The following is a 24,754-nucleotide window of genomic DNA, read 5'->3' as shown; positions in this document are numbered from 1 at the left end:
AGAAGGCTGCCCATTACGGCAGCCCGGAACTTCAACTCTTGCACTGGTTTAGCTGAAGAAGGAATTTTTACCTTTTATGTTTAATCCTTTTTTGATTTATTAATCGCAGAACTGTATCCTCTTTACCCGGAAACTAATTGCTGGGCAGTTGGATGCCGCGCCAACCGCTTACATCTAAAAAAGGCTCGCTTTCACCTTCTGAAAAGCTATGAGAATGTAAAGGAACAATATAAACCAAGATTAAATGAAATGTTGGAAATTCACGATGATCTAGCCTATGCCTATTAACTTAAAGAGCTATTTAGAGACTTTTATCGATCAACCGATTACGAAGCCGCGGAACAATTATTAACGGAATGGATTCAACTAGCTTGGGCCAGCCCATTTCCATCTTTTCATGAGGCAGCTAAAACCATAGAAAACTGGCGGAATCAAATTCTGTAATACTTTTAATCGCCCTATACAAACGGTCGTTCAGAACGCACCAATCATAAAATCAAAAACATTAGACGTAGAGCTTATGGATATAGAAATCTATATCGATTTAGAACACTTGTATTTTTGAAATGTACAGGAAAGACTTATGAGAAACAGCTTTCCTAGCCCCTCCTTCTTCAGCAATATGGTAGATGATAGTTGGTCGCTTTAAAACTAGATAACTTATTACCGGAATTTTCCCCAAATCACAAACAATGGTGAAGAGACTAATAATTTATCTGATAAGGTATTTATTTCTCTCTGTCTTCCACGGTGGAAAGCATTCAAATTTCTTAACCTTGTTAATTCGCGTTTTGCTGTGTACCCTAATTAGATAGATTAAAACTTTATTGGTTGTTTTACAAAAACCATATCAAAACATTGCCAGCATTTGGTAACGGAAATTATTCATTAAATTTTGAACAGAAGCTAACATATTACTGTTTCCAGTTCTTCTAAAGCCCAAATGCAACTTTACTAATACCCAAACCTATCAAAGACGCCCATATCATACCTCGCTCGGTTGTTGTTTTCCTGTTAAACATTTTTATAAGGTTTTGTCGTTGTCTTGTACTGAAAAAGGTATTATTCAATTTCAAACACTTCCTCATAAGTATTGGAAGAAAAATTAATCACTTTCCAATTTTAATATTTCCATGCTAGTGTTTGCTAACCGTCAAATACCCAAAATGTCTAATGCTATAATGGAGTTTTCAAAAGAATTAGTCCCTAACAAAAATCAATTTAATAACAAATAATGGTCTTAATTAATAAAAAAGTTTTCTCAAAAGCAATTTGATACTTTTCCTTTAAAAGTCACCTTTGTCTTTATTAAGAATTAAGTAAAAACCGATTCTCCTACGTAAAGGAAGATCGGCTTTTTACCTAGTTGTATTACTCATCTTTGTTATTCTCATTACCTATATCTTCTGCATCTATATTGAATCCTCTGGATCTGGATCTTTATCATTTTCATCATCTTTAAACATGTTATCATCTTCATCAACGCCAGGTAAATTTTCAGAATTTAGATTATTATTTTGATCGTTATTGCCATTGTTATTATTCATATCATCATTTACAATCATATTATTGTTATCTTCCGGTGGTGGATCCTGATCATTATTGTTACAACCTGCAATTAACATGGCAGATAAAACTGTACCTGCAAGAATAAGTTTGTTTAACTTGTTAATTACGGTCATGTTATATTCCAACTTTCTTTAAAGACTCAAATACAAACATATTTTTTTACTTTGCGCTTAAAATTATGTATGAATTTACATACGGTAATGACTAAAAACTTCTTCAAAGTGTTTTATTTGGTGAAGCTTTTTATTTTGGAAAGGATATACATAATTGCAATATTAGGGTCGCTATAGAATGAAACTCAATTCTGATTGTCATCCATAAGGGTCGGTATAGGTTTAGTCTGGTGGGTAGTAATTTACTCTGATTCCCCTTCATGTATGTCTAGTTTTATTCTAAACCGACTACGCCATTTCAAAAAGAGAAAAATAGCTATCGTACAACAAAATATGACTAAGGTGAACTTAAAAAAATGTTCTATCCAAGTAAAAACAAGCTGCCATTGATAACCGAACACATAACCGATACCGATAAATATTGATACCCATAAGGCAGAGCCTGTATAGGCATATAAAGCAAAGGTCCGATATGGAATTTGAATGATGCCCCCAAAGTAGCTGTTGAACTGTCTGACACCTGGCAAGAAGAAACCAAATAGAAGTATTTTGTTCCCATATTTCTCATAAGCCATTCTTGTTTTCTTCAAATATTCTGGCTTCAAAAACAGCCATTTTCCGTATTTTTCGATTAGTGGCATGCCCAACTTGTTTCCGATCCAATACGTAATCGTTATTCCTAGCACCGACCCAGAGTACGCAGCGGCTAGAGCTGGTATTAAATTGAGAACATGTTTGTAGGATAAGTATCCTGTGTATGCAAGTGTCGAGTTTCCAGGAGGTATTGGAAGAGCAATTAAATCCATAGGAAGACCGATTAACAACACTAAATATCCATATTGAGCAAACAAACGTTCAACGATTTCCATAAACTCTCCTCATTCCTGCTTCCTCATACGTTTGTTGTATAAGGATAGTCGGATTACCGAGCCTATTAATCCTATATAGTATTGTTTGTTAACTATTAGACTTTATACAAAAATGGTGGCAGACATCACAGACAGACAAATGTCTTTTTGTGGAGCTTGATACCATAGCCATTGTGGTTAATAAAATAGGTCTTGGAATAAATAATTTTCAAACTATAAAAAAACAGCAACCTGTTCGAATGTAAACGGGTTACTATTTTTATTTTCGAATCATTTATTTATATTTTAAACTTAGAAGTAAAACTTCATTTTTAAACCTTATTTTAAGGGATCCTTAGGGGCTTCTAGTGCTGAAAGTTTAAATTTCCTCATGATTTCCAGGTATTTAGATTTCCCTAAAATATGGATGGAGTGTGGTCAAGTTGTTATTCGAAGAAATTAATGATTTTAAACTACAGTTAAAGATGGATACACGCACTTGGCACTGTTTAAGAAGGAGTTTAAAATTATTTATGGGGAAGTAACATTTTTATTAAAAAATAAAAAATTCTTTGTTTCTTTCCGTTTATCGCCCTAATTTACCATAAGTAAAATTTTATTTTTCAATAAAAAATAAAATAGAAAAATGGTAAAGAAAAAGGAGATCAGGAAATATGAGAGATTATATTATCTCCATTTGGGGGTTAATAGATCCTTTATACTATCAATGTTCACACCTTACATACCTACCCACCAAAGATGACAATATTTTCCGGGTAAGACTGACAAAATATAAAGGCAGGAATATCGTCCTTTCAGATGGGACACAGATCAACAAAAACGATACATTAGTTAAAATTCATCTTCACAATGTTAGATTGCTAAAAGAATTTAAAAACGTAAACAGTGAGATGAAAAAAGCAAAAATGATTTATAGCTACGTTAGAAGGTCTTTACCTGCAATTGACATTTATATTCAAAATCATCCTCATTCAAGTGAGATTAAAGGAATTATAGGGATTACAACATTAAACAAAGGCTGTGAACGGCTGGGATTTGAGGTTTTTAACATTTCTCATCCTATTTATAAATGGTTTAAACAGATTGCTTTCTTACCGATTGAGATGCTATCTAGTCAACATTCTTTTTTCCATAAACTTAAGCAACATAAACCAAGTTATTTATTAATGTCTACGGATAAATTATCAAAAATGTACAGACATTGATTGAACGCTGCATCATGTTTTCTAAGGGTGGACTTTTTATTAATATAGAAAAAGCCGTTAAAAAATAACAGCTTTTTCCTTATACGGCTTTTATAGCTTCTCTATCAGCCATTACCAATGTTAGTTCATGAAGTGTGATTTCAGGTCGGCTTCCAACACGGATATTCACACCCGTTTGACCCAGTCCTTCACTAATATAAAAAGGTTTTCCATCTTGCATATGAAACCCTTTAATAATATTCATTCGGGCAAGCTTACCCATTTTTGCAAGGTGATACGCTTTTGGATAACAAATTTGTCCACCATGAAAATGACCAGCAAGCAAATAATCAAAATGGAAATTTTTCATGTGCAGTACAATATTAGGATCATGGGTTAAAACTAAGTTTGTTCCAGGTTTTATTCCCTGATAAGAGGCTTCCATATTGCTTCGTTTTGTACTAAAGTCATCAATGCCAATGATATTGACCCATGTTCCATGAACAGAAATGAGGTCATTTTCGTTTTGTAAAACTTTGCAATTATATTTTTCAAGTGTTTCAATTAATATTTTTAAGTCCTTTTCGTGTAAAACATAATCATGATTACCTAAGACGGCATAGATACCATATTTTGCTTGTAATTGGTTTAAAGTTTTTAAATAGGGAACTAACTTGGGAATGGTACGTTTACGGTCGAGAAAGTCTCCAGTAAGTGCAATTAAATCAAGGGGCTCATCTTTTAACATTTCATACAGTTCATCAGGGGAAATCGATATATTTTCTAGATGCAAATCAGAAAGCTGCAAAATGTTTAATTTCGGATGGTGTTCGTTGAATAGCTCATTATTGATTTTGATTCTATTGATCACGATATCTTTCGTGTTTTTATAAGCTTTGTTTATGAAATAATAAAAAATAATTGCTATAAAAGAAATGAATAGTATCTTCAATCATCACCCCTCCTTCCTAAAAAATTATACAGGAAAAAGGCTGTAATTTTTACAAGTAATAGATGGAATAAATCCCAGTTCTATTTTATATTTTCGACGGAAGATGATACAAGATATAGCGGTGAATTATGAATAAACAAACAAAATCTATTTTATTCCTGCCATTTTTTGCAAATTCCATTTGGTCACCATCAGGCAGCAAATGCTTTAATAGATGGAATGATGCAAATACATCCTGATATTAACTGTGAAAAGGTCGATATTCTCAGCTATAGCTACGGTAAAGTAGAAAAAATGGTTTCTCATATTTACTTGAAATGGATTCACACATTTCCAACCTTGTATCATTCTATCTATAAAAACTCAGTCTACAAAAATATAGAAGAAAATAAACGTTACCGGCTATATGAATGGTTATTTCTGTCTTTTATGAAGAAGCTTTTAGAAGAAAAGCAACCAGATTTAATTGTTTGTACTCATGCTTTACCTACTTATATGCTTAATTACATGAAAAAGAGAAAATGATATAAAGATTCCGGTAATCAATGTGTATACGGATTTTTATATACATCGTTTTTGGGGATAAGACCATATCGACTTTCATTTTGTCCCATCCTACCAAATGAAGGAATATTTAACACATAGAGGAATTATCAATAGGAAAATTATTACAGGAATACCTGTCCATTCAAAAATAAAAAAACAGTTACAACTACCCGATTATAAAAGAAGTCCGTATTTTTGGTGTTAATTTCAGGTGGAAATCTGGGGATTGGGGGAATAGAAGAATTACTCGAAAATCTTGGAGCTGTTCATTCTCCTCAGCCTATTCAATTTTATGTACTATGTGGTTAAAATATAAAATTATATGAAAAGCTAAAAAGGCTACAAAATCATCATGTGATTCCTTACCCCTATATCAGCTGTAGAAAGAAAATGAATGATCTTTATAATCAAATCGATACGATTTTAACAAAGCCTGGAGGAGTAACGATCAGTGAAAGTCGTGAAAGTCATTTTAAGCGTAAGCCTACTCTAATTTATGATGCTTTGCCAGGCCAAGAAGAAATTAATCTACAGCATTTAATAGAAGCGGTCTTGCGTTTCATTTAAACAAGGGGAGCATATATGAACAAATCCTTTCCATTCTCCAAGATAAAGATGGATTAAATCGTTACCAACTTCAGGTAGCAAATTTTCATTCTCAAATCCATTCAAAAGAACCATCTGAATTAATTGCCGAAATTTTAATCTAAACATAAAGTAGTTTTAAACCCTTTTTTAAACCTCATCATTTCAAAAAGTAGCTATCGTACATTCGGCAATTACATTTTTTGTCATAATTAATTTTTAGCACCTTATTGAATGGATTACTGAAATTAAGACCTTATCAAAAGATTGCCAGCATTATCAAATCTGTTAAAGCAAATATTAGTTAATGGAAGGTAAAAGTTTTACTTCCCAAATTTCTCTATAGAGGAAGTGCATGAAAATGAACAACTGGATACTAGCGCTTTTGAATACAAAGAGGATACAAAACATTTATAATATGTTTGTTAGAAAAAGAAACAACAGAAGCATGGTATGGGCGTCTTTATTAGGCCTAGGGGTTAGTGCAGCAGCATATGGGTTGAAAAGAAACCAAAATAGAAATATGCAACGCCCTGTTCAAAATGTAATGAGTAATATTCGAATGAGAACAACTGGTAATATGCCAAACGTTGCTGCTGTAACAGAGTTTGCGAAAGAATTGGTACCTAATATAAAAAATTTAACAAACAAATAAATGGCTCTTCACCTAAAAATGCCCACATTGTGATGGGCATTTTTTAGGCGAAGAAACTAGAATCAGTAAAATCCGAAACAAATGCTTCTGTTGATACTTTAAAAATAGAAATAGTAATTATACATGATATTAGTTAAATGATAGTTGCTATTGACGAACAGAATAATTAACACTGCTAGAGATTTTTTCTAATATGGCGCTAGTTATGGTGGCGATAAAGGCGCTTCCGATAATATCAAATGGATAATGATGCCCTACCCAAATACGGGAGAAGCCCGTCAATACTGATAAAACCCACATGATTGAACCGAGGACACGGTCATAAAAAAAGATAGAAGTAGATATAGCAAATACTAGCAAAGTATGTTTACTTGGAAATGTAGTATCCATTTTTGAAGGAATAAGTATGCCTACACGATGTTTTATAAAAGGACGTGGTTTAAAATAGAACATTTTTATTAAAGTATGAATTAACAATGTAATCCCCATAGATTTTACCGCATTATAAGACACTTTTTTGTAAGAATCATTTCTAAACCACATGAAAATCAACACAAAAATAAACACATAACGAATCTTATTTGATATCAATATCATCAGCAAATCAATTGGAGAACAACGTCCAGAAAACTGATTAATTAACTTAAATACTTTATTGTTCATAAAGAATATCTCCTAACTTTATAGATACAAATAAAATTCCCTACTATGAAAGAAAGTATGTAAAAATCGAAGAATGGGGAATTAGCTGTAATAAGCCCGTATTAATGTATTCCTAAGATTAAATTGCTAATACCAAAGCCTTTTAAGGTATTCCACAATCTGTCCTAAACCAAAATAGACGCACCCCTTATTTATTTGAGAAATGCGCCCTTTTCTAGAATAAGAAGTTTAACTTAAATAGTCTTTATCACCTTTTGTATTTCTTCCAAATAAATTTTCTCATCTATTAATTCTTCGAGTTCACTTGAAATATTGGTCTTCATTTGCCTGTTCTCATACAGGAACACACGTTTGCACATAATATATTATATGATTTATTCTCATTTAAAACAAATTATGACTTATTCTAATACATCCTCCATTACATAAGTTTATTTATTTAGATTGGCTGATAAAATTGATAATCTATAATTTTTCAATCCTTCGGTTACACTCTGCCTTATGTTCAAATAACTATCATCATCTTCTCCCCTAATTACTGTGACACCCCTAGATCAATTTACAATGAATCCTCTAAATTTATAATAAATCATATACTATACATATTAAAGAGCAGTATGATTTTCCAAAGGATCTTTAAAACGCCCTTAAATATAGTTACATACAAAGGCGTGTTGGTAGATGGTACATATAGTAAAATCCAACTCATAAAGACCAAAAAAAAGGATAAAAAAATGATTCAAAAACAAACTAGTAATAAAAAATAACTGTATTGTCTATCTCATCCATTCCACTTGTCATGACATTAGAGAATTCGATGCCCGTAATGGAAAGTAAACTTGGGATATCATCTTTTCAATCTAGTATGACTATTACAATCTACTCAATTTTGACCATCATTTTCATTCCCCTTGCAGGTTTTTTATCGGATCATATTGGTAGAAAAAGGTAATCATTCTGATCTGAGTTATAGTAGCAATCGAAATTTAAAGCTGTTACTGCCTTCTTAGTAATTTTTTAGATATATGTTTATTGAAGGTGTAAAGATTGTTAACTAAAAAAATCAAAATAAAAAACAAACTTATGTTTTTTGCCTTACTGGCACTAGCTATTTTTTTATCCCCACTATTCTTTTTAGGGGAAAACGCCCATATACGAGTACATGATAATTTGGATTCTAATCTTGCTTGGTAAAGGTTCTTGCAGAAAGTGGACAATTATCTGGATCCATTAACGCTGTAATTCCACAGGTCATCAATGGAAATCTATCACGAAATGCTTTTGGTACTGAATTTAGCCTTATTGTTTGGCTGTATGCCTTATTCCCGACGATGATTGCATATGCTTTAAGCCAGTCCATCACAAGAATTGTTGCCTTTATAGGGATGTATTTACTATTGGCTACCCCTAACTGAACGTTTTCACTTTCTTGATACGTTCAACTTTGCCCGCTTCCACTTTTTAAGGCCACTTGTCATTTATTTGTTATTTGCGCTCTCAATTAAAATTTTTTATTCTTTAGGGGCAACTTGGAAAAAAGCAGCCCTTGTTCTTATAAGTGCACAAGTTTTCATTGTTTCAATTTTTAATGGGGAAATTATTTTTCATAATCAACCTACTGTAAAGGAATTCTTTGCAGAGGAGCAATTTAGTGAAATGAAGGAATATATTGGAATACCTCAAAAGGAATATCGGGTTGCAAGTATCGGAGTTCACCCTGCAATCGCACAGTATAATGGATTTTTCACCCTCTATACTTATAATAATTCTATCCTTTAAGCTACAATGGTTATCTAATACAAAAAGATAATATTTTATTTAATAGAAGGCAATCTTCCCTTACCTAATCACAATTAAATAATTACTCAGCTGCAAAATAGTTTTAGAGAGAATTTTCTCATTAAATGGCGAGTACCAGCTTTTTTCTTACTGTATCATCCTAGGTTCTATATTGCTTTATAAAGGTAAATTTTCCATATGGAACCTTTGGGCATTTTAAAATCCAAGGAAAATAAAGTTCCTTGGACTTTTTTCTTTATTCGAACAATTCTGATAAACATCCTAATTCCCAACGAATAATCCCGGTTTAAAACCTCCTATTTTAAAATCCATCATGGATAATATCCCAACTATAGGAAAAAATATTTTCATAATCACCTTTAAAATCCTATATTGTAAAATTTTTAACTAGGGGCGGGAAAAAATGGGTTGGTTTGGTAAGGATAATAAGTCTTTCGATTTTGATATGTTTTCTCTTAGTCATTTTGTTGTATTGGCAATCTTTATCCTTATGACAGGTGTAATTTTTCTAAAACGAAAAAAATTGAGTCATGAGAAATGGAGAAAAAACGAAGTAGGCGTAGCCATTTCTTTGATTTTATTTGAAATCACGAATCAGGTATGGATGTATGTGAACGGTATTTGGAAAGCAGGCCGTTCCATGCCGTTAGAATTGTGTAATATAGGTCTCATATTATGTGTAATTTTACTATTTACTAGAAAAAAACTAGTGTTTGAACTATTATTCTTTATTGCCATTTTAGGTGCACCTCAAGCGATATTTACTCCAGCTTTAACATACAATTTTCCACACTTTCGATTTTTTCACTTTTTCTATGCCCATATGATGGTTGTATGGGTTACTTTATATTTTACGTGGGCAAGAGAATATTACCCAACATTCCTAACTGCAATAAAAATGATCATTTTTATTAATCTACTTTTACCAGTTATTTTATTCGTTAACAAGAGAGTTAATGGGAATTATTGGTTTTTACGTCATAAACCTGATAGCCCAAGTTTATTCGATGTGCTCGGTCCATATCCTTGGTACATTTTTACTTTGGAAAGTTTACTAATCGTTTTTAGTTTAATCGCTTGGCTAATTTTTCGAAAACGGGAGAAAAATTACGGGGAACGTTCACATAATCATTAAGAGCAATACCAAGATTGTGGTCTTATGTTTTATTGGGATTGACAACCGATTCTAGCAGGTGCAAGTGGTGCTGGATGGTCAGCAACGGTGGTTTACGGTCATTTGTTAAACCGTATGAAAAAAGGAGAATTTAAAAGAATGTTAGTCGTGGCTACTGGTGCTTTATTATCACCCCTTTCTTTTCAACAAAACGAAACGATTCCATGTATTGCCCACTCAGTATCGATTGAATACGGAGGTGAACAATAAAGGATGGATTTTTTTCGGGCTTTTACAGTAGGTGGGTTGATTTGTGTGATTGGGCAAACTATGTTCGATGTTTTCAAACTTACACCGGGACATACGTTAAGAACTCTTGTAGTTGTGGGTGCTATTTTAAATGGCTTAGGTTTATATGAACCCTTGATTGATTTTGCCAGGGCAGGAGCTACAATTATTCCTATTACAAGTTTTGGGAATTCCCTTGTTCATGGCGCCATGCAAGAGGCAGAAAAGCACGGGTTGGTTGGTCTACTCACTGGGATGTTCGAAGTAACAAGTTCTGGTATTTCAGCAGCTATTGTATTTGGTATGATAGGGGCTTTAATTTTTAAACCAAAAGAATAAGGAGAATGTAAGATGACAATTGGATCTGAAGTGAAACAATGTTTTGCAAGCCTTAAAGGTGTAGAAGCTAGTCTTTCAAGTTTAGCATTACGAACTCTAAATAATGAATCGAAACGCACACTACATGAAACCATGATGGTTATACATGAGGTAGTAACAGATTTAAAAAAACGAGTTGGGGAATTAGAACGGGCAGAATTCCAATATAAAGGATTTTAAGATAGGAGAGTCTACTAATGCCTCTTTGGCTAAATATTATTTCTCGAGCCATTTTGTTTATGATTGTTCTGTTTTTTATCACAAAATTTTTAGGCAAAAAGCAACTATCTCAACTTTCCTTCTTCGAATATGTAACAGGTATTACGATAGGAGGAATTGCAGCAATCGTTATCCTTGAAGTAAGACATAGTATCATTATAGGAGGATTAGCCATTCTAGTTATGGCAGCTATACCATATATAGTTGGTCTTATTGCTTTAAAAAGTAAAAAGTTCCGTGATTTTGTAGAAGGCAAAGGATCTGTATTCATTAAAGATGGGAAAATCATGGAAGATAATTTAAAAAAAGAAAGATACTCAACAGATGAGTTATTAGAATTGCTTCGAAAAAAAAATGTTTTCCAAGTGGCCGATGTCGAATTTGCGGTATTAGAGCCCACAGGGGATTTATCCGTCATGTTAAAGAAAGAGAATCAACCTTTAACAGCAAAAGATATTAACTTGACCTTTGCTTCAATCAAGGAGCCCCAAACGATTATTATGGATGGAGAAATAATGGATGAACCCCTTGCCACAATTGGACGAAGTCGAGATTGGTTACATACTGAATTAGAAAAATTAGGGGCTACAATAGAAAATATATTCCTTGGACAAGTAAATTCCTATGGTGAGCTAAAAGTGGACCTGTTTGACGATAAATTACAAGTCGCTTCCCCTCAAGAAAGACCTTTAATCCTTTCAACCTTGAAAAAATGCCAAGCCGATTTAGAACTATTTGCTCTTGGAACTGAATCAAAGGAAGCTAAGCAAATGTATAGTAAAAATAGTGAAAAATTACAAGAAGCCATTGAGAAAGTAACCTATATATTAAAAAGTTAATCAACAACCATAATATGGAGGAATGATTTTGGAAATTAAAGTAATGACGTTTAACATTCATCACGGTAAAGGTGTTGATAAACAAGTAGATCTATACAGAATTGCGGATGTCATTGAAAATAGGCATGCTGATATTATCGCTCTTAATGAGGTCGACAATAATTTTCTAAGCGAAGTTTCTATATTAATTAAATAAATTAAATGGCTTGCAGAACAATTAAAATTAGAACATGCTTTTTGCCCGTCTCTATCCATGCATAGTAAAAATGAATCAGTAGCTAGACAATATGGAAATGCTCTTTTGTCTCGTTACCCAATCAAAAGGAGCCATTCACAACCTCTTTTCTAGAGCTTAAATAAGTTCGCCAGATTGCGCAGATCCGGATACAAGGCAAAGTTATACTCTGTGAAGTTATATAGCTTCGAATGGAGAAAAAGGATGGCTTTCAGCAACAATTGCTGCTTCAGCTACTGGTTGTTCGTACGAATAGCCTAACTTGGAAATATCAAGAACATCACGGATTTTTCGATTCCATGGCTTCATTTCATCATCCAGGTTATGATCCGATGGACCATCTTTTTCGGGAGCGTAGTTTGGTTTAGGTGACATTTCTTCTTTCGCACGCCCTTCCTGCCAATCAGCCCAAACCTTGTCCACCAAACAATGATGTAGTAGAAAAACAGGGTCATTAGGTGAAGTCATTGGAACCATTGATCCCCCTACCCAGACATGAACACGATTATGTAACTGAGTTCCATCCGTCTTCACTATCTATTGATTTTTTTTAAAAAAAGCAGCTTAAATTCGATCTTGTTGACTGATCGAATCAAGCTGCGTTGGAGAAATATCAATAAATTTAAGCTTTATAATAGTCAATCGCATGTTGGTAATCCTTCGGTGTATCAATATCCATTAAAACTCCCGGATCACCAACATTCACGTAATTTTTTTCGAAACCGTCGAGGACCTGACGCAAATTACTATCTGCATTCGTTTTAAGGATTTTCTGTTTCACTTTGCTTGTTAATTTGATTGGGTGCCCCCCCTTTATAGTTGAAACTTGGAATCACTACGTCCCTCTTTTGTTCTGCTAGCAACTGAATGGTGTCTTTTCTTACAAGCGGACAATCTCCGGGTGTTATAAAGAATGATTGCGCCTGGACTTCATTGCAGCCCCTTTGAATGGAACGAAACATTCCTTGGTTAAAGGTTTCATTGTAAACAAACTTTATCCTGAATGAATAGACATTTTTACTGCTAATTTTTGCGATTTCCTCTTGGATCATTTCTGCTTGAAAGCCAGCCTCGACGATGACCCTGCTGCAAACGGCTTCAAATTTAGATATCGTATGCTCTAACACGGACATTTCCCCCCAGCGGCCATGTCATTTTAAATGCATTTGCACGGCTGGAATACCCGGCGGCAAGGATAACTGCCTCCATATCGTCACCTTCTTTGGGTCAGGGGGACAGGTACACCGATCCATGGTAATCGAGTGTAAGAAATATTCGCCCCATTTGATGGGTTTAACTATTTTTTTATTACATAGTTGTTTTTAGAACAGGGTGCTGTCCCTGCATTCCATTAACGTACCTTTGGCCGGCTTTCCAATATGCCTTTGTAGCTTTCACGGTAGTACCAAGCTAGTAGTGCTTCTAATAAAACGACTAAAATGGCTAATAGCAGCAGCTCGGAATCAACAAAAATATGAAACGCCAAGATGTTTACGATGATACTGGCTAATACAACTAAGGCAAGAGGAACGAACCTGCGAATGATTAATAATATACCGGTGATGATTTCAACTCCTTTTTCGATCGCCAATAAATAACCATCACCCAAAAATTCAATTGCTGCTGGGCTCGTAGGAGCGAATGCTTCAAAGCCAAACAAAACAACGTATCCATTTAAACCTGCACCTAAAAAAATGACTCCTAACAGTATTTCAGCTATTCGAATTAAAAGATGCATCCTCTTCTCCCAACAAATAAGTATTTCCATAATCCTGACTAAAGTTTTAAAAAAATATCCATTTTATCTATACTTCAACACATAACCAATAATTCCTTTCAATTATTTATTCTGTCAGTGTAACAGTCTCTGCCCTAGTCCCACATGAAGATTGGCTGACGCTTCACTGATTTCCAGTTTTGCAGAGCGAAGGAGTATAATGGTAGATAATGCTGTTAATTGAGGTGAAAAAATGCTTCATTTTGATCGAACCCATGATCCTCAAAAAAATCCTGAACTGTTAGCGCAAATTACGCAAAACTATCTGCCTATCAAAAAAATGGTGCAGGAGACAGAAAAGCTGTTTGAGCATACCTGTCAGCATCATGTACCCGAAATACCGAAAGCACTTCTAAAGCAGCCACGCCCTTTCTTAGAAAAAGTTTCAGAGAGGTTTTTTCGGATTTTTTCCAAACCAGCTGCCCTTCTAGCTCCTTGTAAGACAATTGCGGATGTGGATGGAAACATATTTCCAGAATGGAAGGAAAAGCTGGATCGAGAATACGATCAACTTTTAAATCAAATAACCCGTGTGGTCAATGTCACAGATTTCGGCGCTGTAGGAGATGGAAAAACCGATTGCACAGCTGCTTTTCGAAAAGCAATGGGAAATGGACGGGTAAAAGTTCTTGTTCCCGCTGGTGTTTTTATTACGAAAGGCATCCGGCTTCCATCTTGGACCTATTTGGAAGGTGCGGGAAAAGGTATAACCACTCTTAAATTACATGATCAAGCGCCTAAAGGTACAAGATTAGTTACAAATACAAACCATTGGAAAGGCAATCATCATCTTATTGTTAGCGGTCTTAGTCTCGATTGGAATATTGAAAGGCTTGGGAATACAACAAAAACAAGTACATGGGGAAATCATTCGAGCTGTTTAACCTATGCGAATGTTACATATGGCTGGGTACAGGATGTGGAAGGAATTAATCCGGGACTCCATTGTTTCGATATCTCTTCCACTTTCTATAGTTATGCAGGTGATGGATACAGAGCCCGGGGAGGCAGTAAATATGTGTGGCTGGATCAATTAAGCGGATATGGCTTTGGGGATGATGGTATCACCTCCCATCACAGTGACTATGTGTTTATTTCTCATTCTCATATGTGTGATCCAAGCGGCCGCTCTCATCAAAAAGGTTTTTCCAATTCAAATGGAATTGAGATTGATGATGGTTCAAGAAACGTACTGCTGGTTCATAACTCGACAGCAAGATGTTTTGGCGGGGTTGAAATTAAGGCACATCAAAATTCTTCCGCTGCTTCAAATGTACAAATTGTAGGACATATTTCCGTAAATGATAATCGTTCCTATAATTTTCGCCATATCGGACATCACAAAAGTACGGATGAACAATCGAAAACAGCCTATAATATTTGGGCTTGCGGCCTAGTTTCAATCGAGCCCGTCTATTCAGAGTTATATAAGGATTCTGCGCCCCGCAGCTTAGTTATTTCTGGTTATCAAAATGTGGTCATCAATCACTTTTGGTCCATTGGTGACAGTGATTATGATTTTAGAAATAACCCTGTCGCGGCTATACAATATCGTGCAAGAAATGTTGTTTTGCAGGACTTTACGTTTAAAAACTTTCACAAAGCAGGACCGGCCATTAAAATATTTGGCGGAGAAAATCGCGCTGAATTTATCAATATTCAAAACGTTACGACAGATGCTTCCTTCTCAAAAGCAATTGAAGTAGGATCAGGTATTGTTGATATTAAAATGGAGGATGTAAAAATGGAAAGTGTTTTCGTTTGATGAAGCGGATCTAGGGGTCATCCCTAGTCCCGCTGAGTGAATGGTTCAGTAAACTTTAGAAGAAAATAATACTGGATTCTCCCATAAGCTATTTCTCCTTCTTTTCAATAATGACGCCTGAAAAATCCCCAAGTAAAACTTCCTTTTCATGCTGGTTTTTACATAAAAAAGATGCAATAATAGCGGTTCTATTGTTTTCTTGTCTGTCGTATTTTTTAATTTTAACTTCACAAGTGATTGTATCTCCCGTAAACACAGGTCTTATAAACTCAAAATTCATCGTACGAGCCAACACGTTTGCATCGCCGCCAATTTTTGTCGGCAGAGTTGCTGTTAATAATCCTTGAATGACAAGCCTTCCCTGTTCATCTGGGGTAATATGATGAATCCCTTCATCTCCTGAAATCTCTGTAAATAATTCAACATCTCTAATGGTAAAAGTCCGTTCAAATGTCATGATATCTCCTATTTTTAAAGGCATAGTCATCTCCTCCTAAATGTTGATTTGATAGTTAACAATAATATTAAACAAAAAAACCGTACAAGGAAAAAAACGATGTACGGTATCCTATCTATTAACCTATCACTAGGCCCAGTCTAATCTCTTACTTAACTGAAAATTTGACATCAATTTTAAATGCAGCTTCTGTTTTTTCACTCACTTCCTCAACAGATACTCCTTCTTGAGTTTCCACAAGAACCATTCCTTCAGGTGTGAAATCAAATACAGCCAAATCAGTAATTAAGCGGTGTACCACTTCTTTTCCAGTAAGGGGAAGTGTACATTCTTTTTTGACCTTTGATTCTCCATGCTTATTCACATGTTCCATGATGACAACCACACGTTTTGCGCCATTTACTAGGTCCATGGCACCTCCCATTCCTTTGACCATCTTCCCTGGAATCATCCAATTAGCCAAATCTCCTGTTTGAGATACTTCCATTCCCCCTAGGATGGCAAGGTCGATATGACCGCCGCGAATCATGGCAAAGGATTCAGCACTATCAAAAAAAGAAGCACCAGGTACAGCGGTTACCGTTTCTTTTCCCGCATTTATTAGATCAGGGTCTTCTGTTCCTGCAATCGGGTAAGGTCCAATGCCCAATAAGCCCATTTTCCGATTGAAGTAACACGTTATATTCGCCCGGAATTTCATTGGCAATCAGTGTCGGCATTCCAATCCCTAAATTTACGTTCATGCCATCCTGAATTTCTTGAACCGCACGCTTTACGATCGTTAATCGCGCATCCATTAAGTTCCTCACTCCTTTTCTCCTAAACAATTGAAAAAGCACTCATTTCTATTAAACAATTATAGCCTGTCCCATAGAACATACTTCATGACCATTAAGCCTGTAAAACAGTCCGTTTTTCTATTCGTTTTTCATAATATGTTCCAAGCAGAATACGTTGAACGTAGATTCCTGGTGTATGGATTTCATCGGGATCTAACTCTCCTATCCCAACGATTTCCTCTACTTCAGCAATCGTTATTTTTCCGGCCGTTGCAGCCAATGGATTAAAATTACGTGATGTTTTTCGGAAAACAAGGTTTCCAAGCGGATCGGCTTTCCAGGCTTTCACAAGTGCGAAATCACCGACAATTCCCTCTTCCAATAAATACATTTTTCCGTTAAACTCCTTGGTCTCTTTTCCTTCAGCAATCTGAGTTCCCACCCCGGTAGCCGTATAAAAACCAGGTATTCCGGCGCCCCCTGCACGAATTCGTTCAGCAAGCGTTCCTTGAGGAACGAGTTCTACTTCAAGCTCACCGCTTAGATATTGTTTTTCAAAAATTTTATTTTCACCGACATACGATGAAATCATTTTCTTAATTTGCTTGGTTGCGAGCATCAGTCCAAGCCCCCAATCATCAACGCCACAGTTATTACTAACTATGGTTAAATCTTTCGTTCCTTGATCCCTTAAGGCTAAGATTGCTTTTTCCGGAATTCCGCACAGTCCGAAACCACCGACGATAATGGTTGCGCCATCTGTAATATCTTGAATGGCTTCCGCGAAAGAGTTTACAATTTTTCCATTCTTCACAGGGCCCGCCTCCTTTTAAGAAAAGTCTATTCCAATTGAAATGAGCTGCTAAAAATCAAACCGGATACACAGGGTGTTTTCGTTCTGAGAAAATAAGATATTTTGAAGCATAGGCCTCAAAACGCTTGCTAAGCTCTTCACGCAATGAGTTTGCAGGAATAATACCGTCAATGACCATTTCAGAAGCTAATCGGTATATATCAATATCCTCTTTATACTCCTCGCGTTTTTGTTCAATGAATGCGGCACGCTCCTCTTCAGGGAGTGCCGCAATTTTATTAGCATAAACGGCATTCACGGCTGCTTCTGGTCCCATAACCGCAATTTGGGCAGAAGGCAAAGCAAGACAAGCATCCGGTTCAAATGCAGGGCCCGCCATTGCATAAAGACCTGCGCCATATGCTTTACGTACGATTACAGAAATTTTTGGCACACTTGCTTCAGCCATCGCTGAAATCATTTTTGCACCATGGCGGATGATTCCTGCCCGTTCTACTTTTGTTCCGATCATAAATCCAGGAACATCAACTAGGAATAATAGTGGAATATGGTAGGCATCACAAAGATTAATAAATTTTGCGGCCTTATCCGCTGAATCATGGAATAATACCCCGCCTTTAACTCGCGGCTGATTGGCAATGATTCCGACAGGTTTTCCATCTATGCGAGCAAGTCCTGTAATCAGTTCAGCTGCAAATAGTTTTTTAATTTCAAAGAAGGAGCCTTCATCAATGATCCCGTTTATTAGATCATGCATATTAAAAGCTGAATTTTGATTAACCGGAATCAATTCTTCTAATGGTTTCTTTAATTGTTTAGGTGGCACAGCCTCACGAACGGGCGGTTTCTCTGAAAAATTAGCAGGAAAATAAGATAGATAGTTTTTAGCAAGTGAAATGGCTTCTTCTTCATTTTTCGCAAGCACATCACCGCAGCCTGATACAGAACAGTGCATACGGGCGCCGCCCATTTCCTCCAACGTTACATGTTCACCAATGACCATTTCGGCCATTCGCGGCGATCCCAGGTACATAGATGCATTCTTGTCAACCATAATGACAATGTCACAAAATGCTGGAATATACGCTCCGCCAGCAGCAGATGGACCAAACAAAAGACAGATTTGTGGAATTTTACCTGAAAGCTTCACTTGATTGTAAAAGATTCTTCCTGCACCACGACGGCCTGGGAACATTTCCACCTGATCTGTTATCCGTGCTCCAGCTGAATCTACTAGATATAATAATGGCACGCGAAGTTTTTCAGCTGTTTCCTGGATTCGAATGATTTTCTCTACCGTCCTTGCTCCCCAAGAACCTGCTTTGATCGTTGAATCATTGGCCATCACACAGACAAGCTGGCCATTAATCTTACCCATTCCTGTCACAACACCGTCTGCAGGCAGGTCCCCTGCCATGCAGTTAGCAAATAACGCATCTTCTAATTCAAAGCCGGGATCGAATAATAATGATAAACGATCGCGGACGAACAATTTCCCCTGCTCTTGGTTTTTTTCATGATATTTGGGCGCTCCGCCCTTTTTAACTTGTTCTACTCTATCCTTCAACATTTGTTGTAGTGGGTTCATATCTATTGTCATTCCTTTTCCTCCCCTATTACTCTCGTTTTCATTGTCCGGTGTATTTTGGCGTGCGTTTCTCTTTAAAAGCCTGTAATCCCTCTAAACGATCTTTCGTTGGAATCGTCACCTCATAGGCATTTTGCTCAATAGCAAGTCCGGTGTTAAGTTCAACATCATAGCCTTTATCAATGGCGAACTTTGCTTGTGCGACGGCAATCGGACCATTTTGCACAATTTGTCCTGCTATGTCTAATACTTTATCTAGTAAGCTTGCAAATGGGACCGTATACTCTACTAATCCAATCTCAAGAGCTTCATTTGCATCAATTCGTCTCGCTGTGAAAATCAGCTCTTTTGCACGTCCCTTTCCTACTAATCTTGGTAAACGCTGTGTTCCGCCTGCACCAGGGATAATTCCGAGCGAGGTTTCAGTCAGACCAAGCTTTGCCGTATCTGCGGAAATGCGGATATCACAAGCAAGTGCAAGTTCCGTTCCCCCGCCAAAAGCAACACCATTCACAGCTGCTATAACCGGTTGGGGTAATGATTCTAAAGCATTGATATTATCGCGGATCAATGAAACAGTCCTTCTTACCTGAACCGGATCCATTTCGGCCCGTTCCTTTAAATCAGCACCCGCACAGAAAGCTTTTTCCCCAGCCCCTGTAATGACGATACAGCGGATGGATCGATCATATTTACATGTATGAAGTGTGTCACGAAGACCCTCTAACATCTCTACTGATAGAGCATTAGCAGCTTCCGGACGATTTAACGTAATGATCGCGATTCCATTTTCCATCTTGTTAAAACATATGGTTTTACTCATGATCTCACCTTTCTCACACGGTTTTTTCATGTTTTCCACCTAGTTGTGCACTGGCGGCTTGAAAACTTTTACTAGGTAGAGTTTTTCCAATCTTTTCCTGAATGAAGCACGATGCATGAAGCAGCTTTTCCTGATCAACTCCAGTGTGAATCCCCATCCCGTGAAGCATATACAGTAAATCGTTTGTTGCTACGTTTCCGGCTGCTCCAGGAGCATATGGACATCCTCCTAAACCGCCAAGGGAAGAATCAAAGATGGTAATTCCCATGTCTAACGATACTAAGATGTTGGCCAACGCTGTTCCCCGTGTATCATGAAAATGCATAGCTATTTTATCTGCTGGAAATCTTTTTAATAAAACGTCCAATACTTCTTGGACCTGCTTTGGATTTGCCACACCAATTGTATCCCCGAGTGAAAGCTCTGCAATCCCCATATCAAATAATGTTTCGGATACCCTTATGACCGAGTCGATATCGACATTCCCTTCATACGGACAGCCAAAGACGGTCGAAACATAGCCTCTGCTTGCCTTTCCTACTGAAAGGGTTTCTCTAATCAAATCCCTTAACACTGGGAACGTCTCGTCAATCGTTTTATTGATATTTTTTCGATTATGCGTTTCGCTTGCTGACATAAAGACTGCTGCTTCATCAATGTCAGCTTGAAATGCCCGTTCCAACCCATGGCGGTTTGGAACGAGTGCAGTATAGGTAACCCCAGGCACTTTTGTTATGCCAGCAGCTACGGCAGCTGCATCGGAAAGCGCAGGAATCCATTTTGGATGAACAAAAGAGGTAATTTCAATATGTTTTAAACCACTTTCTGATAATTGATTAATCCAAGCAATTTTATCTTCTGTTGATATAAACGTTTTTTCGTTTTGTAAGCCATCACGAGGACCAACCTCTTTAATCGTTATCTTTTCAGGCCACTTCATTGCTCCATCTCCTTTCCACCTATATTTAGGCTTTATTCAACTTCAACAATGATATCGCCTTCGTTCACAAAGTCGCCTTCATTCACTTTTACTTCTTTTACCGTTCCGTCGAAGTCAGCGGCAATTGGAATTTCCATTTTCATTGATTCTAGAATCACTACATCTTGACCCTCTTCTACTTGATCTCCAGCTTTCACTAATACCTTCCAAACGTTTCCTGCCATACTTGCTAATACTTCACTCATGATTATTCCTCCTATTTTACGTTATTTGTTTTTTTCGTTTGTATATATTTGCTAACAAAGTCTGTTGTCGTATCACCTGAATGGAATGCCGCGTGGGCAATAACCTCTTGCAGCATGGGGATATTTGTTTTAATCCCTTCAATCTGATAATCAGCTAATGCATCCTGCAGACGCTGGATGGCCTCTTCACGATTACTGCCTTTAATTACAAGTTTCGCAATCATTGGATCATAAAATGGTGTGACTACAGATTGACAATGAATGGCTAATTCATGTCGAACTCCAGGTCCGTTCGGCAATTCTAATTTCGTGATTTTTCCTGGTGAAGGGAAAAATGTTTTGGGATCCTCTGCGTAGATTCTAACCTCAATGGCATGCCCCTCACGTTTCACCTCTTCTTGAGAAAATTTCAGAGCTTCACCTAAAGCTATTTTCAATTGTTGTTCAACTAAATCTAAACCTGTAATTTCCTCTGTAACCGGATGCTCTACTTGCAAACGGGTATTCATTTCAAGAAAGTAAAAATTTTGCTCCTCATCAACTAAGAACTCGATGGTTCCTGCATTTTTATAGCCAATGGATTTTGCTGCCTTTACTGCAGCTTCCCCCATCTTGGTTCGAGTTTTTTCAGTAATAAAGGAGGACGGGGCTTCTTCTACGACTTTTTGATGACGGCGCTGGACTGAACATTCACGCTCCCAAAGATAAACAGCATTTCCAAAACTGTCAGCCAAGATTTGAATCTCAATATGTCTTGGATTTTCAACGAATTTTTCAATATACATTGCTCCATCGCCAAAGAAATCAGTAGCACGCTTTTGATTCCCCGCAAATGCTTTGCGGATTTCATCCCCGTTTTGGACCACTTGCATTCCAATTCCGCCACCCCCAGCGGATGCTTTTAGCATGACGGGATAACCAATGCGGTCTGCGACTTCTACCGCCTCCTCTGCATCTGCCAGCGGGTAGGTAATGCCTGGAACGACAGGAACGCCTGCTTCCTCCATCACTTTACGTGATTCGATCTTACTTCCCATTTTGGAAATAACCTCTGGAGAAGGCCCGATAAAGGTAAGGCCTGCTTCCGTGCAGCGTCGGGCAAATTCAGCATTTTCAGAGAGTAAGCCATATCCAGGGTGGATTGCTTCTGCATTTGTTAATCTTGCAACATCTAAAATCTTATCGATATTCAAATAGCTTTCTGCTACGCGCGAACCGCCGATTAAATAGGATTCATCTGCCATTTTTACATGGGGTGCATCTGCATCAGCTTCTGAGTATACTCCAATGGTTGTAATCCCTAAGGCTTTGCATGTACACATGACCCGAACAGCGATTTCGCCGCGATTGGCAATTAATATTTTTTTGAACATGTCTTTCCACCCTTTCACTTATTAAAATTGGTTCAAAACTCAGTGGTTTCATGACAAAGCATTGTCTTTTTGAGGTGGTATGTAACGATGGAAGCATTCTTTTTTCAGGCTTCGATTCTCATTAACTCCTTATCTAGTATATGGAACCAGTCATTTGCCGGTCATTGTCCTAACAAATGACTGGCACTCCTGACTAACTATTTATCGAATTAATTTTCAACAAGTATTCTTTGAATTTGTGCAACCGTAGCCGGATCTTCTAGTCCAGTAATGTCACCTTGAACCTTTCCAGAAACAACAATTTCCTTTAATAAACGACGCATAATTTTTCCGCTGACTGTTTTCGGCAATGTATCAGTAAAAACAATCGATTTTGGAGCGGCAATCTTACCAATTTGTTGAATGATTTGATCATGTATTTGTTGTTTTAATTCTTCTGTTTCTTGATAGCCATCTGCTGGTCGGACAAATACAAGCGGAGCTTCTCCTTTAATTTCATCCGGAATTCCAATGACTGCGGTTTCAGAAATACCCTCAATTTCTAGTACCGCGCTTTCCATCTCCATTGTACTTAAGCGGTGTCCTGCTACATTAAATGCGTCATCTGAGCGGCCAACCACCCATACATATCCATCCTCATCGATTAATGCCAGGTCGCTGGCATAATAGCAGCCATCCACTTGGCTAAAATAGGATGCGTAGTATCGCTCAGGTTCTTTCCAAAGTGTCCGGCATAGCATCGGGAATGGTTTTCTAATTACAAGATTCCCTAACCTGCCAGGTTTAACTGGATTGCCTTCTTCATCAACTACATCCATAACAGCGCCTAAAAATGGAGTACCTGAGGAACCTGGTTTCATTGGTGTCAGCCAAGCAGCACTAGCGATAGGTGATCCCGCTGTTTCGGTTTGACCCCATGTATTATTGATATATACCTTCTTCTTTCCTAAAACATCATAGGTCCAATGCCAGGTTTCAGGATCAAAAGGTTCTCCAACAAGTGATATGACATCAAGGCAGGATAGATCAAATTTCTCCAATGCCTTTTCTCCCATACTTTTTAACATTCTTAACGCTGTTGGAGCAGTAAACAGTTTATTTACCCTGTATTTTTCAATGATTTGATAAAAGCGATCCTTTGTTGGATAATCAACGGCTCCTTCAAAGACAACGGTTGTTACACCATTCGCCAAGGCACCTGTAATTCCCCAAATATGCATCGTTAACCAGCCAATATCCGCTGTACACCAGAAAACATCGTCAGGATGGTGATCCATATGATACTTGGCATATGTGTAATTTTGTGTGACAAAGGCCATACCGGAATGTACGACACCCTTTGGTTTGCCTGTCGTACCACTTGTATAAAACACAATACCGCTCTCGTTTGCTTCTATTTTCTCAGGTTCACAAACGATGCTTGCTGCTTTTGTTTCTTCATGCCACCAGTAATCCCGGCCTTCTTTCATATGAACCTCTGAACCTAATCGGTCTACCACAATAACTGCCTCGATAGAAGGAATCGAAGGTACAACCGCATCAACTTTTTCTTTCAAGTGAATGATTTTCCCCCTGCGTTCGGTTGCATCCGCAGTGACCAATACTTTTGGCTCAAAATTGACGAGTCGGTCTGTCAATGATTTTTCGGAATAACCAGAGAAGATCGTATTGTAAACTGCGCCAATTCGGAAACAAGCTAAAACAGAGATAAAAGCTTCAGCGAGATTTGGAAGATATATAGCTACACAATCTCCTTTTTTTACACCAAAGGATTTAAGGACATTCGCAAAGCGGTTTACTTCGGCAAGAAGCATATTATACGTATAAAATTTGGTGTCCCCATTTTCACCTTCCCAAATAAGAGCGGTTCGGTTTCCTGCGCCATTTTCTACATGCCGGTCAAGTAAATTGACACTCGGGTTACTAATACCGCCAGTAAAAAAACGAAAATCAGGGAGTTGACCACTAATTGTTTCATTCCATGGTTCATACCAGACCAGTTCACGGGCTGCACGATCCCAAAAGGTGGCAGGATCTTCTTGGGATAGTTTCAGAAGCTCTTGAAATGCATCGCTGCTTCCAATGGAGGTTGAACGCACTTTTTCTTCTTCTGGAAAAATGAGTTTGCTATTTGAAACGACTTGTAAGATTCCACTGATATCCATGTATTGGCTCCTTTATCCA

At 37.1% G+C, this 24,754-nt stretch carries 24 protein-coding genes and 5 pseudogenes; 13 read left to right on the top strand and 16 right to left on the bottom strand.

The genetic code is table 11. The features are described 5' to 3' along the window. Window positions 1-174 precede the first annotated feature (174 nt). A pseudogene (locus tag R4Z09_RS14805) lies at window positions 175-603 on the top strand (ISL3 family transposase); the annotation flags it as partial. A gap of 809 nt (window positions 604-1,412) precedes the next feature. Here R4Z09_RS14805 and R4Z09_RS14800 read toward each other — a convergent pair. Further along, window positions 1,413-1,682 (bottom strand): hypothetical protein, encoded by a 270-nt coding sequence (locus tag R4Z09_RS14800; RefSeq protein WP_338453020.1) that lies wholly within the window; start codon window positions 1,680-1,682, stop codon window positions 1,413-1,415. Window positions 1,683-1,924: 242 nt separating this feature from the next. Next, window positions 1,925-2,551 carry a DedA family protein gene (locus R4Z09_RS14795; protein WP_338453019.1) on the bottom strand — a complete coding sequence of 209 codons (627 nt, stop codon included), beginning with the start codon at window positions 2,549-2,551 and terminating at the stop codon, window positions 1,925-1,927. Between the two features lie 653 nt (window positions 2,552-3,204). Between R4Z09_RS14795 and R4Z09_RS14790 the strand changes: the two genes are divergently transcribed. After that, window positions 3,205-3,756, top strand: a complete 552-nt coding sequence (locus tag R4Z09_RS14790; RefSeq protein ID WP_338453018.1) for a YkoP family protein — start codon at window positions 3,205-3,207, stop codon at window positions 3,754-3,756. 79 nt (window positions 3,757-3,835) lie between these two features. Here R4Z09_RS14790 and R4Z09_RS14785 read toward each other — a convergent pair whose 3' ends face one another. Beyond that, complete coding sequence (locus R4Z09_RS14785) at window positions 3,836-4,687, bottom strand: metallophosphoesterase (protein WP_338453017.1); 852 nt, start codon at window positions 4,685-4,687, stop codon at window positions 3,836-3,838. Window positions 4,688-4,815: 128 nt separating this feature from the next. Between R4Z09_RS14785 and R4Z09_RS31095 the strand changes: the two are divergent. Both R4Z09_RS31095 and R4Z09_RS14770 read left to right on the top strand, forming a co-directional pair. Then, a pseudogene (locus R4Z09_RS31095) lies at window positions 4,816-5,943 on the top strand (MGDG synthase family glycosyltransferase). A 236-nt stretch (window positions 5,944-6,179) separates the two neighbouring features. After that, a complete protein-coding gene (locus R4Z09_RS14770; protein ID WP_338453014.1) occupies window positions 6,180-6,473 on the top strand; it encodes a hypothetical protein in 294 nt (97 codons plus the stop codon). A gap of 147 nt (window positions 6,474-6,620) precedes the next feature. Here the strand turns inward: R4Z09_RS14770 and R4Z09_RS14765 are convergent, their stop codons facing one another. Next, a complete protein-coding gene (locus R4Z09_RS14765; protein WP_338453013.1) occupies window positions 6,621-7,136 on the bottom strand; it encodes an undecaprenyl-diphosphatase in 516 nt (171 codons plus the stop codon). Window positions 7,137-7,935: 799 nt separating this feature from the next. Between R4Z09_RS14765 and R4Z09_RS14760 the strand changes: the two genes are divergently transcribed. From R4Z09_RS14760 to R4Z09_RS14725, 8 genes and pseudogenes are all read left to right on the top strand, one after another. Beyond that, window positions 7,936-8,088, top strand: a complete 153-nt coding sequence (locus R4Z09_RS14760) for an MFS transporter (protein ID WP_338453281.1) — start codon at window positions 7,936-7,938, stop codon at window positions 8,086-8,088. A 95-nt stretch (window positions 8,089-8,183) separates the two neighbouring features. Further along, window positions 8,184-8,920, top strand: a pseudogene (locus R4Z09_RS14755) (DUF6044 family protein); the annotation flags it as partial. 419 nt (window positions 8,921-9,339) lie between these two features. Beyond that, complete coding sequence (locus tag R4Z09_RS14750) at window positions 9,340-10,071, top strand: TIGR02206 family membrane protein (RefSeq protein ID WP_338453012.1); 732 nt, start codon at window positions 9,340-9,342, stop codon at window positions 10,069-10,071. Beyond that, a pseudogene (locus tag R4Z09_RS14745) lies at window positions 10,072-10,320 on the top strand (stage V sporulation protein AD); the annotation flags it as partial. It abuts the gene before it with no gap. A gap of 3 nt (window positions 10,321-10,323) precedes the next feature. Then, window positions 10,324-10,677 carry a stage V sporulation protein AE gene (spoVAE, locus tag R4Z09_RS14740; protein WP_338453011.1) on the top strand — a complete coding sequence of 118 codons (354 nt, stop codon included), beginning with the start codon at window positions 10,324-10,326 and terminating at the stop codon, window positions 10,675-10,677. A 12-nt stretch (window positions 10,678-10,689) separates the two neighbouring features. Continuing rightward, window positions 10,690-10,896: a DUF1657 domain-containing protein gene (locus R4Z09_RS14735; protein ID WP_338453010.1), complete on the top strand. Its 207-nt coding sequence runs from the start codon at window positions 10,690-10,692 to the stop codon at window positions 10,894-10,896. A 17-nt stretch (window positions 10,897-10,913) separates the two neighbouring features. Continuing rightward, entirely contained in the window at window positions 10,914-11,774 is an 861-nt protein-coding gene (locus R4Z09_RS14730) for a DUF421 domain-containing protein (RefSeq protein WP_338453009.1), read from the top strand. A 28-nt stretch (window positions 11,775-11,802) separates the two neighbouring features. Continuing rightward, complete coding sequence (locus tag R4Z09_RS14725; RefSeq protein ID WP_338453008.1) at window positions 11,803-11,970, top strand: hypothetical protein; 168 nt, start codon at window positions 11,803-11,805, stop codon at window positions 11,968-11,970. 216 nt (window positions 11,971-12,186) lie between these two features. On the opposite strand, the gene R4Z09_RS14720 is transcribed toward R4Z09_RS14725, so the two are convergent. From R4Z09_RS14720 to R4Z09_RS14710, 3 genes are all read right to left on the bottom strand, one after another. Next, window positions 12,187-12,543, bottom strand: coding sequence for a tyrosinase family protein (locus tag R4Z09_RS14720; RefSeq protein WP_338453007.1), 357 nt, complete (start codon window positions 12,541-12,543; stop codon window positions 12,187-12,189). 227 nt (window positions 12,544-12,770) lie between these two features. After that, window positions 12,771-13,136, bottom strand: a complete 366-nt coding sequence (locus R4Z09_RS14715) for a nucleotidyltransferase family protein (protein WP_338453006.1) — start codon at window positions 13,134-13,136, stop codon at window positions 12,771-12,773. Between the two features lie 224 nt (window positions 13,137-13,360). Next, window positions 13,361-13,747: a hypothetical protein gene (locus R4Z09_RS14710; RefSeq protein ID WP_338453005.1), complete on the bottom strand. Its 387-nt coding sequence runs from the start codon at window positions 13,745-13,747 to the stop codon at window positions 13,361-13,363. Between the two features lie 232 nt (window positions 13,748-13,979). Between R4Z09_RS14710 and R4Z09_RS14705 the strand changes: the two genes are divergently transcribed. After that, window positions 13,980-15,551, top strand: a complete 1,572-nt coding sequence (locus R4Z09_RS14705) for a glycosyl hydrolase family 28-related protein (protein WP_338453004.1) — start codon at window positions 13,980-13,982, stop codon at window positions 15,549-15,551. Between the two features lie 88 nt (window positions 15,552-15,639). On the opposite strand, the gene R4Z09_RS14700 is transcribed toward R4Z09_RS14705, so the two are convergent. From R4Z09_RS14700 to acs, 9 genes and pseudogenes are all read right to left on the bottom strand, one after another. Next, on the bottom strand, window positions 15,640-16,032 hold the full coding sequence (locus R4Z09_RS14700; protein WP_338453003.1) for an FAS1-like dehydratase domain-containing protein: 393 nt from the start codon (window positions 16,030-16,032) through the stop codon (window positions 15,640-15,642). 124 nt (window positions 16,033-16,156) lie between these two features. Next, window positions 16,157-16,805 (bottom strand): annotated as a pseudogene (locus tag R4Z09_RS14695) (3-oxoacid CoA-transferase subunit B). A gap of 94 nt (window positions 16,806-16,899) precedes the next feature. Further along, the gene (locus R4Z09_RS14690) at window positions 16,900-17,601 is read right to left on the bottom strand and encodes a CoA transferase subunit A (RefSeq protein ID WP_338453002.1); all 702 of its coding nucleotides are present in this window, start codon (window positions 17,599-17,601) and stop codon (window positions 16,900-16,902) included. 55 nt (window positions 17,602-17,656) lie between these two features. Further along, window positions 17,657-19,201 (bottom strand): acyl-CoA carboxylase subunit beta, encoded by a 1,545-nt coding sequence (locus tag R4Z09_RS14685; protein WP_338453001.1) that lies wholly within the window; start codon window positions 19,199-19,201, stop codon window positions 17,657-17,659. A gap of 28 nt (window positions 19,202-19,229) precedes the next feature. Then, window positions 19,230-20,012: an enoyl-CoA hydratase gene (locus tag R4Z09_RS14680; RefSeq protein ID WP_338453280.1), complete on the bottom strand. Its 783-nt coding sequence runs from the start codon at window positions 20,010-20,012 to the stop codon at window positions 19,230-19,232. 13 nt (window positions 20,013-20,025) lie between these two features. Further along, entirely contained in the window at window positions 20,026-20,952 is a 927-nt protein-coding gene (locus R4Z09_RS14675) for a hydroxymethylglutaryl-CoA lyase (RefSeq protein ID WP_338453000.1), read from the bottom strand. 32 nt (window positions 20,953-20,984) lie between these two features. Then, window positions 20,985-21,197: an acetyl-CoA carboxylase biotin carboxyl carrier protein subunit gene (locus R4Z09_RS14670; protein WP_338452999.1), complete on the bottom strand. Its 213-nt coding sequence runs from the start codon at window positions 21,195-21,197 to the stop codon at window positions 20,985-20,987. 11 nt (window positions 21,198-21,208) lie between these two features. After that, window positions 21,209-22,570, bottom strand: coding sequence for an acetyl-CoA carboxylase biotin carboxylase subunit (locus tag R4Z09_RS14665; RefSeq protein WP_338452998.1), 1,362 nt, complete (start codon window positions 22,568-22,570; stop codon window positions 21,209-21,211). Between the two features lie 209 nt (window positions 22,571-22,779). After that, entirely contained in the window at window positions 22,780-24,735 is a 1,956-nt protein-coding gene (acs, locus tag R4Z09_RS14660; RefSeq protein WP_338452997.1) for an acetate--CoA ligase, read from the bottom strand. Window positions 24,736-24,754: the final 19 nt, after the last annotated feature.

The sequence above is a fragment of the Niallia oryzisoli genome, assembly GCF_036670025.1.
In the GTDB taxonomy this organism is placed as follows: Bacteria; Bacillota; Bacilli; order Bacillales; family Cytobacillaceae; genus Bacillus_BD; species Bacillus_BD oryzisoli.
Note: the sequence above shows the minus strand (reverse complement) of the source record. Positions and strands in the feature narration are given on the sequence as shown.